Genomic DNA, 11,738 nt, shown 5'->3' on the forward strand with positions numbered 1-11,738 from the left:
TTCCGAAGGTTAGAATGGATTCTTCTTTTTGAGGGTAAAGTATCTTTTTACTCCTTTGTTCTTTTTGTTCCGGCGCTTTGACTTTATTTTCGCGTTCCTTTTTTCTTAGGATTGGGTTTCGGATTTTTTCCGGCGGCCATGTATTTTCTTTTGAGATCTTCCGGAAATTTTTCGATCGCATAACGAAGCATCGTTCTCGGCATTCTTTCCGCGAAACGATCCAAAAAAACGACTTCAACCGCTCGATTCCGATTCCCGACTTCCCGAAGCATCCAACCGACCGCCTTTTGTATGAGGTCCTCTTTGTCCTTTATGAGAGTTTCCGAAATTTTTAGGATGTCTTTAAAATCTTTTGCACGAATCAAAGCGTAAGTGGAAAGAACGGAAATTCTTCTTTCCCATAAGTTTTTCGATTTGGCAAGTCGATATAAAATCGTTCGATCCTTATCCAAAAGATAATCGCCGATTAAAACTCTCGAGCTGAGATCCACCAAGTCCCAGTTGTTTACGTACTTAAGATTTTTGAGATAGAATTGGTGGAGTTGTTTTTTTAATTTTACGTCTCCTTTCTCAAACTGATAGCAAAGAATAAAGAGTGAAGTAAGTCTTTCTTCGTGAATCGGGGATTGCAAAAGGACTTCCGCCTCTTTGAGAGAAAGGTCTTTGTACTGTTTGGCGATCTTTCTCTGATTCGGGACCGTTATTCCGAGAAAGATATCTCCATCCGCGTATTCTCCGGGTCCGGTTTTAAAAAAGCGGGAAAGAAAATCCGCCTTGTTGGGATCGCTTAATTCCTGCAATGCTTTCCTGACATCTTCAGCTTTCGGGGAAATCGAAAAATCTTTCATCGGTCTTTGGTAAGCGGACGCAGTCTTCCTATCAATCCTATTTTGATTCGAAGAATACGTTCGAAAATTTTCAAAATCGTGTTTGTTTTTTTAGATCTGAAAATCCGGTAAACGATTGACTTCGCTTTAGCAAAGAGATCGAATTCAGTCCGATTTTAACGATCTTCGGAAAGGAGAATTCTATGTTCATCGGACATTATAGCGTTGCCTTTGTATTAAAAAAGACGGTTCCGAAAACGCCTTTTTGGTCTCTGTTAGTCGGCGTTCAATTTGTCGATTTTTTATTTATGATCTTTGTCATGCTCGGAATAGAACACATGAGACTGATTCCGGGATTTACCGAGAGCAATCCATTCGATCTTTATTATATGCCTTATACTCACAGTCTGATTGCGGGAGTTCTATGGTCGATCCTGGTTTTTTGCGGATTCTATTTTTATACTAAGGCGGAGGATACAACTAACAAACGGAAGATCGCGTTTGCGGTCGCACTTTCGGTTATTTCGCATTATCTTTTAGACTTACCGGTTCATACGCCCGATCTTCCGATCCTTACGGATTCGGGAACAAAATTGGGCTTCGGTCTTTGGAACAATCTTTGGCTTACGGTGGGAATCGAAGCCGCTCTTACCGTTCTTTCTTTCGCGTATTATTTCCGCGGCAGCGTGAGCGGGAACGGATTCTCCGGAAAGTGGGGAATGCAGATTCTTGCGGGATTTTTTTTAATTCTAATTTTCATCAATCCTTTCGCTCCCGTCCCGGAGAATATCTACGTTTTCGCGGTGCAGGCTCTTGTCCTTTACGCTTTGATCGCTTATCTCGGACATAAGATGGACTCAAAGAGAATCTATGAGGACTTGTAAAGTCGAAATCCGAAAGCTCCTACGCTCTAAATCTTAAAAATAAGAATTGCATCCGAGGCGCTCGAATCCCCGTCGAAGTAAAAACGGTGACTTCTTTTTTCGGCTTCTTTGTTCCTTAGAGAACAAGGAAAGAGGTCGGGACGAGATTTTGGGAGATAAGAAAGGCTTGTCAGAAAGCGTCCGAATTTCAAAGTTAAGAAAGTATGACAAATCGGGAAGAAAGAGAAAAGGAAGTGAAGACGAAAAAACGTCCCCTCCATAATATCTACGGAAAGGAAATTTTAAAAAAACGACTTGAGTCCGAAAACTTTCCGCGAACCACGCTTTCTTTTTACCGTTATGTCATCTTAGAAGACGTGGAGATTCTGAGAGATCGGCTTTATTTGGAATGGGACTTTCTCGGAGTTTTAGGACGAATCTATATCGCGAGAGAAGGAATCAACGCTCAACTTTCCGTACCTTCTCATAACTTTGATAAATTTCGCGAGAATTTGGATTCCAGAAAAGAATTTAAAGATATGCCGTTCAAAATCGCGGTTGAAGACGATAGAGAATCTTTCTTAAAACTGGATCTGAAGATTAGAAAAAAAATCGTGGCCGACGGTTTGGACGACGACGCATTCGATGTGACTAACGTAGGCAATCATCTTTCCGCGGAAGAATTCAACCGGCATCTGGATTCCGAAAAAACCATCGTGGTGGATGTTCGAAATCACTACGAGAGTGAAATCGGCCATTTTGAAAAAGCGCTTCTCCCTCAATCCGATACGTTTAGAGAAGAACTTCAGATGCTTCTGGAGTTGTTAAACGGAAAAGAGGATGAGAAAATTCTAATGTACTGCACCGGGGGAATCCGCTGTGAAAAAGCGAGCGCGTGGTTAAAACATCACGGGTTTAAGGACGTAAATCAGCTTCACGGAGGGATCATTTCCTACGCCCACGAAGTCGCCGAAAAGGGACTCGAGTCCAAATTCAAAGGTAAGAATTTCGTTTTCGACGGGCGTCTACAGGAAAAGATCGGAACCGAAGTCATCTCCACCTGTCATCAGTGCGGTCAAAAAAGCGATCGTCACGTCAATTGTGCGAATCCAGGTTGTCACATTCTATTTATCCAGTGCGAAAGTTGTTCGGAAAAGTTCGAAGGTTGTTGTACGGAAGAATGCAGAACGATTCTTCATTTACCTAAGGACAAACAAAAGGAAATCCGTAAGGGGAAACTGAACGACAATCGATTTTTTACGAAATCTAGAATTCGTCCGAAAATTTCCGAACTCTATAAAACTTAAAATTCTATCGCACTCGTTAGGCAGTTGCCGATTCCGTGCGCTTGGACCAGAACCAAGCAAGACTCACTCCGGCGATCGCGTGCCATATCCCCCAAATTGCGGCGATGATCGCCATACTTCCTTGTCCTCCGAAAAAAGCGAAGATGAGAACTAAGCCGAGTCCCGAGTTTTGAATTCCGGTTTCGATCGAAATACATCTTGCGTCTTTCTCGTCCAACCGCATCCATTTCGCAAAATAATAACCTAGAATAAAACCGATCGAGTTCATTAGGAAAACGTAAAGAAAGACGCGGTGAATTACCTGCAAAAAAGCCTGAAAATTCGCGGCGAGCGCGATCACGAGAAACGCGGCAAAGATGAGCGCGGAAAGTAGCTTGAGCGGCTTCTCCGCTTTTTTAGCGAACTTGGGAAGAAAACGATTCGTAAGAAGGCCGAGTGTGATCGGAATCAACAAGATGATTAGAATCGCCTTGAATACGTCGAAGGGATCTAACGTGATTTCCTTTAACGTTTTGTGGACGGGCGGATAAAGATTCCCCCAAAAAAAGAAATTAAACGGAGTCGCAACAATTGCAAGAGAGGATGAAACCGCGGTTAAAGAAATGGAAAGCGCCGTGTTGCCTTTCGCGAGAGAAGTGATGAAGTTGGAGATATTGCCGCCCGGACAAGCGGCGACGAGAAGCATGCCTAACGCAACTCCGGGAGGCGGATTTAAAATCCAGAGTAAAAGATAGGTCGCGAACGGGAAGAGAAAAAATTGGGAAACGATTCCTGTGACGGACGCTCTCGGCTTTTTAAAAAGAAGTTTGAAATCCTCTAACTTGAGTTCCAGGGCGATCCCGAACATGATCAGCCCTAGAAGTATATTCAAAAATACTAATCCACTTTCGTGAAAATTAATCCGAACAGCGTCCAAATCCTGCATCGATCAATCCGCCCAGGCCACGTAAATGTTTCTCGGACCGGAGAACGGATGCCTTCCGTGTGATACGGAATAATTGTCGATCACGAGGACGTCTCCGTTCTGCCAGGAGAAGAGCGAGATGTTTTTCCAGAATACGTCTTGAATCTGAACGAGTTCATCGAGAGAAATCTCTTCTCCGTTTCCATAATTGCAATGCGTATCCAGATATTCCTTTTTTGTGGTAAGTTTTTTGAGAAGAGTCAGTACTTCCAACGCTATTCCGATAAAAAAACCTCGAATCGTTTTTTGACGGGCAAAGATATGCCAGTATTCCTTTCTTGCGGCGTCGATATGAAATACCTGCGAATGATTGTGCCACGCGAGCGTTTTAAATTCCGGATGTTTCCTGATTGCGAGAGTGGTGTTTATCAAACGAAGATTGTCGTCGCCGAACCATTCCACCTTGAAGTTTTGCTTTTTAGAAATCTTCTCGACTTCGTCTCGACTTTTTGTCTGAAACATTTCGTCCCAACGTTTCGTTTTCCAAAACTGAAAGCGGGACTGATTGGACGGGCCGTTATAAACTCTCGAGTATTCTATCTTATGTTTTTCGAATTTATCACGGATCGATTGAGGAACTTCTTGAAGCACCTTTCTGAGATCCGTGATCGGCGTTTCTCCAAATTGACCGGGAGCCTGGCCGCAGAAGAAAAAAAGTTTTCGAGGAGGAGAATCTAAAAAACTCATCTCGGCGTGTTGCATGATCGGATAGGCTGGAGGAAGTTCGGTCGCAGTGAACGCATATTTGGTTACTTGGTTACGAGGCGAAGTTCCGAGATAATTGTTTTTTAGATTCGGATCGACGTTTAGGATCACGTCTTCGAAGTCCTGAGGGGACTCTATTTCAAAACCTCGGAACAGAATCGCGCCGTATTCCTTAAGGTCGTCATTTAACACGCGTTTGTTGGATTTTATCCATTGAATCAGAGAGGATTTATCCGCTTGTTCCGGCGATCTTGGTTGATAAACAACCGGAAGCGGGTTTTTAGGATCCAAAAAACCTTTTTGTAAGGAAGAATCCGATTTTACGTTTGTCTTTTTAGAAACAACCGACTTCGATTTCGGCTTGGATTGTGTCTTTCCCTTAGTCTTCGATTTGGTAAGAGTTTTTGTCGCCATGGTGAATAACGTCCCTCGAAAAGATTTCCAGATCCTACTCAAGGATTCATTTGGAAAAGGTATTTTTTAGGTACGATAAGAATGCGGTTTTCCCGTAGCACAAGGATAATTTGTTATAACAGATTAAAAATTTAATAAAACGAAACGGGCAAGAGACGTCTCGTTCCTTTGTATATTCCTCAAGGAGTCCTGTGCTTTACTGAATTAGCCATTCTTTTAATCTCATTGAATGATAAGATGAAATCAATTTTAATCAAAAAACATAGTATTTAAGTCATTCCGACGTTCTGAATTTTTGAATACGTTCGTTTTGTGAGATAAATTATTAGTAAAGCAGAAAAATGATTGTAATATTAGAATTGAGCTCTTATTTAAAATTTGGAAGAATTTCACTCTTTCGAAAAGGAACGAGAGGCTTTGCACTAATTCTACGGTTGAACTCCAGTCTGATTCTTCTTGTCGCTTTGTTGCCGATCACGCAAGTGGATCACCGGAACGACTATCGGTCCTTTGTCCTTTGTCCTTTGTCGGCGTCCGTTCCGCTTTCCGTAGCGGCGATTCCCTTCTTAGCAAGACTGGTGGAATCCACGTTATGCGAAATATCGGACGTGGTTTTGGAAGCCGCGGTTTTCCACCGGAGCCAGTCTAACACTGATTATTCGTGAAATTCTTCTCCCCGAAGCGATACCCGGAATAGTTTCCGGAATTACGCTGACAACGGTCAGTCGTTTCGGTTTTTCGGCGATGAATAGGATCGTGGACGGAGGGGAAATCGGCGATCTCGCGATTCGTTTCGGTTATTACAGATACGAAGACGGAATCATGTTCGCCACGGTGACGATCGTAATTCTTCTCGTTAACTGATCCAATGGACCGGGGATGCGATTCGAAGGAAAGTGGACAAAAGGGCCGGATAAAAATAGATTCTAAAAACGGAATGTGTTTTTATCCAAAATCCTTAGATCTCGATGCAAACTTTTCCGAAATGTTTTCCCGCCTTGAGGGTTTCGTAAGCCTTCGGAGTTTCCTCGAAAGAATAGACTTCGTCCACGACCGGTTTGATTCCGTTTACGCTGATTGCTTTGTTCATATCTTCGAAGTTTCTTCTGCTTCCCACGATGATTCCTTGGACTCGGATTCCCTGCATTAGAATCGGAAACAGGGAGAGGTTATTACTTTCTCCACCTGCGAGAACTCCGATGAGTGCGATGGTTCCCCAAGGTTTCGTGCTCGAGATCGATTTTTGCAAGGTTCCGGCGCCTCCGACTTCGATGATAAGATCGGCGCCTTTCATGTTGGTCATCTTCCTAACTTCCCGATCCCAGTTCGTTTTTTCGTTGTAGTTGATGACTTCGTCCGCGCCCAATTCTTTTACTTTTTTCAGCTTATCGTCGCTGGAGGAGGTCGCGATCACCTTGGCTCCCATCATTTTAGCAAATTGTAATGCAAAAATGGAAACGCCTCCGGTTCCTTGAACGACCACCGTAGCCCCGGGTTGTATGTTTCCGTGAGTAACGATCGCGGTGTAAGCGGTCAACGCGGCGCAAGGCAAAGTGGACGCTTCCGCGAAGGAAATATTTTCCGGCATCGGAACCAGGCCGTGTTCGCCGAAAATTCTTAACTCACAAAGGGTTCCGTCCAGTGGACCTCCCAGCGTGTTTCGAAGCATGTCGACATCGGGAGCGCCGTCCAACCAAGTCTGCGCGAAGTTGGCGCAGACCTTGTCTCCGACTTTCCATTTCGTAACTCCCGGTCCGATCTGGACGATTTCACCGGCCCCGTCCGAAAGAGGAATCAGAGGAAGTTTTTGTTTCGGGTTGTATCTTCCGATCGCCATAAGATAATCTCTGTAGTTCAAAGAAGCCGCTTTCATTCTCACCACAACTTCTCCGTGAGACGGAGTCGGGTCAGGTCTTTCCGCGATTTTTAGATTCTCCAGTCCGAACTGATTTTGGATTTCATATACTTTCATAAAAACGATTTTCCCCCGGATCTCTTGGAATGTTTTCTGAGATTTCCTTTGCAAGAAAACTCATTTTTTACTTTTTACGCGGCTTCTTTCTTTTTGAATCTTTCCTTCGATTCAAAGGACGCGGATCGTTCTAATTGAGGATAAGAATCGTCTAAGATACGAAGATTCGTTGTAACGGACGTTTCCCTTTTTCTGATTGCTCGCTCGAGTCTTATGGAAAAGCTGGAAGGAGAAGTCATGAGTAGCATAGAAGAAGTTCAGAGAGAAATCGTTTCAGAATTTTCCGAATGTACCGATTGGCAGGAACGTTATCAGCTTCTCATCGAGATGGGCGACGAACTCGGTCCCATTCCCGATTCTTTAAAAACGCAGGAACGTCTCGTTCCTGGTTGTCAATCCCGCGTATGGATCGTTTCGGAAGAGACCGAAGGCAAAGTGGTCTTTCAAGCTGACAGCGATTCGGCGATCACACGCGGAATGATCGCGCTTCTCATTCGAGTATTTTCGGGAAGAACAAGGGAAGAAATCAAAAACGCCTCTCTCGAATTTTTAAAAGAGATCGGATTGGACAAGCACCTTTCCATGTCGCGAAGAAACGGACTTTATTCGATGGTGAATATTTTAAGAAATAGCTGATCCGGATTTTTACCGGAGGTTCGTCTTAGTTGCGACTTTTTTCCCGAAACAGGAATTTATCTGCTGCGCGGGATGACTTTTTTGGAGGATACGAATCTCGACTTCGCTTAACAAATTGAACTTCTAACTTTCATGAACATCAAAACCTATCATCCAAACGGACTTTTGAGATCGTATATCAGGGATTATATGATCATCGAGAGCGGAGTGGAAAGGGAGAATCGGATTCTCCCCAACTCTTCGGCGGTTTTATCATTTCGAATGGAAGGAGACGTCCGTATCACCGAGAACTCGAAGGAGAATTTGGTTCCGGTTTTAGGAATCGCCGGTCTTCGAAAAAATTTCCGTCTGATCCGATATTCAAAAAAGGCGTCGATGCTTCTCGTAAACTTCAAAGAAGGAGGAGCTTCCGAATTTTTTCCGATCCCGATGAATGAAATTTTCGGCATCAATCTTTCTCTGGATCAAATCCTTCCCAAATCTCGAATTGCTCTGATCGAAGAAAAACTTTTCGAGACAAAAACGAACGAAGGAAAAATCGGGATCCTTGAAAAATTCTTACTTTCCCAAATCCGCGGAACGAACGCGGACCTGCTTGTGATGGAGACGGTAAGAAGAATTCGAAACACGAATGGTAATCTAAAAATTACCGAAATTCTTCAGGGAATGCCGATCAGCAGGGATTCTTATGAAAAAAGGTTTCGTAAAACGATCGGAACTTCTCCGAAACAATTCGCTAATTTGATAAGAATCAAATCCCTCATTGAACGTTATTCTTCCTTTCAAACTCTGACCGATCTATCTCATGACGCCGGTTATTTCGATCAAGCGCACTTCATCAAAGATTTTAGATCCTTTACCGGACAAACGCCGAAGGATTTTTTCAAGGCTCCGGCGTTCTGGTAAATTTCTGATTTTTTACAATTTTGATCTTTGATCTTCGCGTATTCTTTATTCGTTCAAGGAGAAGAAGAATGCAGAAAATATTGATTGATCGTTTTATCGTTCCCAAATCGTCTCGGGAAGAATTTTTTGAAAGAGTCAAAATCAACCGAGGTTTTATTAAAACGCTTTCCGGGTTCATTCAAGATTCCGCATATTCGAGAGAGGAGGGGAATGACCTCGTTTTTGTGACGGTTGCGGTTTGGAAAGATCAAGAGGCGATCGACAACGCAAAAAAAAACGTCTTCGCCGAATACGAGAAACAGGGTTTTGATATGCCCGCGATGCTGCGGCGTTTGGGTATCACGATCGATAGAGGGATTTTCGAGGAATTCGTATGAGTTGCGAATGATCTTCGTAATTTAATCCGCTCATGAATGAGGTTTTAATATTCCGGTTTGATACTATCATTTGAATTTACTATGGACCTATTTGTTTTAATTTAGGTCTTATTTCCTTAAAATGCACGTAAGTTTTTAAGAAAATTTAAAAGATAGGCAACTAAAGAATGAAATCGTTAATCCTCTTTCTCCTAATGGTTGGTTGCAGTAAAAATTATTCTAAAGTGCAATCGATCAGTCACGAAGAATACAAAACGCAGAACAAGGTCGCCGTTCTTTCCGTCGAGTTTGACGCGAATGCGCTTGAAAGCGATTCTCTAATGGAACAAATTAAGAAACAATTTGATTATACGAATGAGATTACCGAGGCGGAAAGAGAACGTGGAATACTACGAGTATCAGATCGTTACAATAACGAAATAAAGAAAACCGAATTAAGAACGAAAGAAATCCTTTCTAAGCTGGAAAATAAGATTATCAATCGGATGAACGCACTTCTTTTATCGAAAAAATTAATTCCTCTTGAAAGATCGGAAATCGTAAAGTTACTGAAAGAATCTTCTCTTTATCAAACAGGTCTTTTTGATAATGAGAAAAATATTCAAATCGGGAAACTCGCTACCGCGGATCTAATTATGCTAAGTAAAATCGAAGTGAAGGTTAGCGGCGCCTACGTTAGGAATTACGAAGTCACTCTTACCGGAAAGTTGGTTTCGGTTAAGGACGGTCGTATTCTGGCGATCGGCGAGGTGTTTGTTGAGGATGAAACGCTGGATGAAAAGTTAATAAACCAAGTTGTGGATAAATGGTTTGAAAATATTCCGGATGGAAGCAAATTGTTTCTATTATTCTAAGGATGGCAATTTCACACAATGAAAGAGGAAACAAGCGGACTAATCGTGGAAGACATCAGTTCGTTTTTCTTAGTTTTGCGGGAAGTTTATTTCAGACCATTTGATAAGAATCCAGTTTTTTACAATTCTTTCATAGGACGCGCCTAGACTGAAGTGCGTTGAACCGGGCGTATCTCGAGAAATAAGGCGTCTAAATGAAGTATTTTTGAGGGAAATGGCTTTTGCGTCTTTCGCGCACATTGGAAACGGATCGTATTGGACGCTCCGAAAAGAAAGGTAGGACTTTTTTTGTGAATTGTAAACTCCAAGCCCTTCTTCCACTTGATATCCTCGATTGCGACGGTAAGGAAAGCGCGAATTTTCGGATCGATTCAAACAGGGAATCGGAAACGATGATTCTTATCATCCTCTAAATCAATTCGGGACGATCGGAGAGTTCGTTCGGGTTTTGTTTGCCGGCGGGAAAATGTTTTTGGAGAAGTTTTGTGAATCGTTCTATCGCATCGATCGTACTTTTGAGATATTCTCCGGACCTAAATCCGTCTTCCATTTGGGTGCAAATTTCGTCTAACGTAGGTTGTCCGATCTTTTTGTAGATTCCTCGATCGGCCAGCAATTCTATCTTTTTATCGACTAACTGGACGTAAATGAGGATTCCGGTGTTTTCCTCGGTATCCCAAATTCTTCTTTCGGAAAAAAGTTCTTCGGCTCTTCGTTTCGCGTCGAACCCGTTTAAAATTTTAAACAAAGGAAGATTTCCTTCCAGGATGACTTTGATTTCGCCGGTGTGAAGTTTTTCCGATTCTGAAACGGAATATTCAATTTTCTTTAAGTCTTCTTCGCTGAAGAATCTTTTGAATCTTGGGGATTTCGATTTATCCGATGAAAGCGAGAGCGCGGAAAAAAAGGATTCTAAAAGATGATTTCCGGCTCTGAGGATTTTTGATTTTTCTTTTGTTCGATTTTTTAAAGTCATATCCGCGTCCTTTCTACCAACTTCCGGAAGCTCCTCCGCCTCCGGAACTTCCGCCGCCTCCGCTCCAAGATCCTCCTCCCGAAGAGGAACCCCAGGACGAACCGGAACCGCCTCCCAATCCCGCTCCGTTTGCGAGCACAAAGAACCAAAGAAGAAGCGCACCGGGGATCAACATCCAAAGTGTGATCGACCAAAATAAACCGAGAACGATGAAGATGATTCCGCTGATTCCCCCGGACAATCCGTTCCCGAATAAGAATCCGAAAATTTTTCCGACTACGACTAAGATGATGAAGGCTGTGATGAGTTTGTTCGGAAGTTCGGGCATGTCTCCGCCGGATTCGGAATCCGATCCTGCGACGCGTCCGCTCGCCGCGGGAAGTTCTTCTCCGTTGATCGTGGAGATGAGCCGATCGATTCCGTCGGAGATTCCTTGGTAGTAGTCTCCTTCTTTGAATCGAGGAATCATAAAATCGCTTATGATCCGTTTGGCGATTGCGTCCGGAACCGCACCTTCCAATCCGTATCCTACTTCGATTCTGGTCTTATGATCTTGGATCGCAACGACAAGGAGAACCCCGTCGTCGACTCCCTTGCGTCCGAGCTTCCACCGCTCGAACGCTTTTACGGCGTATTCTTCGATCGTCCAATCTTTGGTGGAGCCGACCACGAGGACCGCGATCTGACTTCCTTTTCTTCTTTCAAACTGAACCAGTCGTCCCGTGAGAATCGATTTTTGAGAATCCGTCAGAGTGGAAGTGGTATCCGTTACTTGAGTTTTGAGCGCGGGTTGGAACGTGAGGACTGAAAATTCTTCTTGGATTCTTCAAAGGGAAGAATGGAAAGCGGAAGATCCGGAAATACCCGCGCTCAAAACTCAAGTAACGGATACCACTTCCACTCTGACGGATTCTCAAAAATCGATTCTCACGGGACG

12 protein-coding genes and 2 pseudogenes are annotated in these 11,738 nt (G+C 43.3%); 8 read left to right on the forward strand and 6 right to left on the reverse strand.

What is annotated here, in order from left to right; genetic code table 11:
* Positions 1 to 83 precede the first annotated feature (83 nt).
* A complete protein-coding gene (locus tag CH376_RS08950) occupies positions 84 to 800 on the reverse strand; it encodes a DNA alkylation repair protein (protein WP_338063572.1) in 717 nt (238 codons plus the stop codon).
* 230 nt (positions 801 to 1,030) lie between these two features.
* Between CH376_RS08950 and CH376_RS08955 the strand changes: the two genes are divergently transcribed.
* Entirely contained in the window at positions 1,031 to 1,711 is a 681-nt protein-coding gene (locus CH376_RS08955; RefSeq protein WP_100787186.1) for a hypothetical protein, read from the forward strand.
* Positions 1,712 to 1,914: 203 nt separating this feature from the next.
* A complete protein-coding gene (trhO, locus tag CH376_RS08960) occupies positions 1,915 to 2,997 on the forward strand; it encodes an oxygen-dependent tRNA uridine(34) hydroxylase TrhO (RefSeq protein WP_100787187.1) in 1,083 nt (360 codons plus the stop codon).
* 16 nt (positions 2,998 to 3,013) lie between these two features.
* Here the strand turns inward: trhO and CH376_RS08965 are convergent, their stop codons facing one another.
* Together CH376_RS08965 and CH376_RS08970 are read right to left on the reverse strand one after the other, a co-directional pair.
* Positions 3,014 to 3,922, reverse strand: coding sequence for a bile acid:sodium symporter family protein (locus CH376_RS08965; protein WP_100787188.1), 909 nt, complete (start codon positions 3,920 to 3,922; stop codon positions 3,014 to 3,016).
* A gap of 3 nt (positions 3,923 to 3,925) precedes the next feature.
* Positions 3,926 to 5,080, reverse strand: a complete 1,155-nt coding sequence (locus CH376_RS08970; protein ID WP_100787189.1) for a TauD/TfdA family dioxygenase — start codon at positions 5,078 to 5,080, stop codon at positions 3,926 to 3,928.
* 341 nt (positions 5,081 to 5,421) lie between these two features.
* Between CH376_RS08970 and CH376_RS24420 the strand changes: the two genes are divergently transcribed.
* Positions 5,422 to 5,745, forward strand: coding sequence for a hypothetical protein (locus CH376_RS24420; protein WP_207767203.1), 324 nt, complete (start codon positions 5,422 to 5,424; stop codon positions 5,743 to 5,745).
* Between the two features lie 293 nt (positions 5,746 to 6,038).
* Here CH376_RS24420 and CH376_RS08980 read toward each other — a convergent pair whose 3' ends face one another.
* Complete coding sequence (locus CH376_RS08980) at positions 6,039 to 7,052, reverse strand: zinc-dependent alcohol dehydrogenase family protein (RefSeq protein ID WP_100787190.1); 1,014 nt, start codon at positions 7,050 to 7,052, stop codon at positions 6,039 to 6,041.
* A 237-nt stretch (positions 7,053 to 7,289) separates the two neighbouring features.
* On the opposite strand from CH376_RS08980, the gene CH376_RS08985 reads away from it, so the two are divergent.
* The 4 genes from CH376_RS08985 to CH376_RS09000 all read left to right on the forward strand — a co-directional run bounded on the left by CH376_RS08985 (position 7,290) and on the right by CH376_RS09000 (position 9,825).
* Positions 7,290 to 7,688 carry a SufE family protein gene (locus CH376_RS08985; protein ID WP_100787217.1) on the forward strand — a complete coding sequence of 133 codons (399 nt, stop codon included), beginning with the start codon at positions 7,290 to 7,292 and terminating at the stop codon, positions 7,686 to 7,688.
* A 132-nt stretch (positions 7,689 to 7,820) separates the two neighbouring features.
* Positions 7,821 to 8,594, forward strand: coding sequence for a helix-turn-helix domain-containing protein (locus CH376_RS08990; RefSeq protein ID WP_100787191.1), 774 nt, complete (start codon positions 7,821 to 7,823; stop codon positions 8,592 to 8,594).
* 68 nt (positions 8,595 to 8,662) lie between these two features.
* The gene (locus tag CH376_RS08995) at positions 8,663 to 8,971 is read left to right on the forward strand and encodes an antibiotic biosynthesis monooxygenase (RefSeq protein WP_100787192.1); all 309 of its coding nucleotides are present in this window, start codon (positions 8,663 to 8,665) and stop codon (positions 8,969 to 8,971) included.
* Positions 8,972 to 9,138: 167 nt separating this feature from the next.
* Complete coding sequence (locus CH376_RS09000) at positions 9,139 to 9,825, forward strand: CsgG/HfaB family protein (RefSeq protein WP_100787193.1); 687 nt, start codon at positions 9,139 to 9,141, stop codon at positions 9,823 to 9,825.
* Between the two features lie 409 nt (positions 9,826 to 10,234).
* On the opposite strand, the gene CH376_RS09005 is transcribed toward CH376_RS09000, so the two are convergent.
* A complete protein-coding gene (locus tag CH376_RS09005) occupies positions 10,235 to 10,801 on the reverse strand; it encodes a TPM domain-containing protein (RefSeq protein ID WP_100787194.1) in 567 nt (188 codons plus the stop codon).
* A gap of 13 nt (positions 10,802 to 10,814) precedes the next feature.
* A pseudogene (locus CH376_RS09010) lies at positions 10,815 to 11,591 on the reverse strand (TPM domain-containing protein); the annotation flags it as partial.
* Here CH376_RS09010 and CH376_RS24940 point away from each other — a divergent pair.
* Positions 11,581 to 11,738: pseudogene (locus CH376_RS24940) on the forward strand (TPM domain-containing protein); the annotation flags it as partial. The pseudogenes CH376_RS09010 and CH376_RS24940 sit on opposite strands and share 11 nt — an antisense overlap.

This window comes from Leptospira adleri (assembly GCF_002811985.1).
Classification (GTDB): Bacteria; Spirochaetota; Leptospiria; order Leptospirales; family Leptospiraceae; genus Leptospira; species Leptospira adleri.

Excerpts from the sequence above, each read along its gene's own strand:
- CH376_RS09000 (WP_100787193.1), top strand. The coding sequence starts at position 9,139 with ATGAAATCGTTAATCCTCTTTCTCCTAATGGTTGGTTGCAGTAAAAAT.
- trhO (WP_100787187.1), top strand. The coding sequence starts at position 1,915 with ATGACAAATCGGGAAGAAAGAGAAAAGGAAGTGAAGACGAAAAAACGT.
- CH376_RS08980 (WP_100787190.1), bottom strand. The coding sequence starts at position 7,052 with ATGAAAGTATATGAAATCCAAAATCAGTTCGGACTGGAGAATCTAAAA.
- CH376_RS08990 (WP_100787191.1), top strand. The coding sequence starts at position 7,821 with ATGAACATCAAAACCTATCATCCAAACGGACTTTTGAGATCGTATATC.
- CH376_RS09005 (WP_100787194.1), bottom strand. The coding sequence starts at position 10,801 with ATGACTTTAAAAAATCGAACAAAAGAAAAATCAAAAATCCTCAGAGCC.
- CH376_RS08995 (WP_100787192.1), top strand. The coding sequence starts at position 8,663 with ATGCAGAAAATATTGATTGATCGTTTTATCGTTCCCAAATCGTCTCGG.
- CH376_RS08970 (WP_100787189.1), bottom strand. The coding sequence starts at position 5,080 with ATGGCGACAAAAACTCTTACCAAATCGAAGACTAAGGGAAAGACACAA.
- CH376_RS08965 (WP_100787188.1), bottom strand. The coding sequence starts at position 3,922 with ATGCAGGATTTGGACGCTGTTCGGATTAATTTTCACGAAAGTGGATTA.
- CH376_RS08985 (WP_100787217.1), top strand. The coding sequence starts at position 7,290 with ATGAGTAGCATAGAAGAAGTTCAGAGAGAAATCGTTTCAGAATTTTCC.
- CH376_RS08955 (WP_100787186.1), top strand. The coding sequence starts at position 1,031 with ATGTTCATCGGACATTATAGCGTTGCCTTTGTATTAAAAAAGACGGTT.
- CH376_RS24420 (WP_207767203.1), top strand. The coding sequence starts at position 5,422 with ATGATTGTAATATTAGAATTGAGCTCTTATTTAAAATTTGGAAGAATT.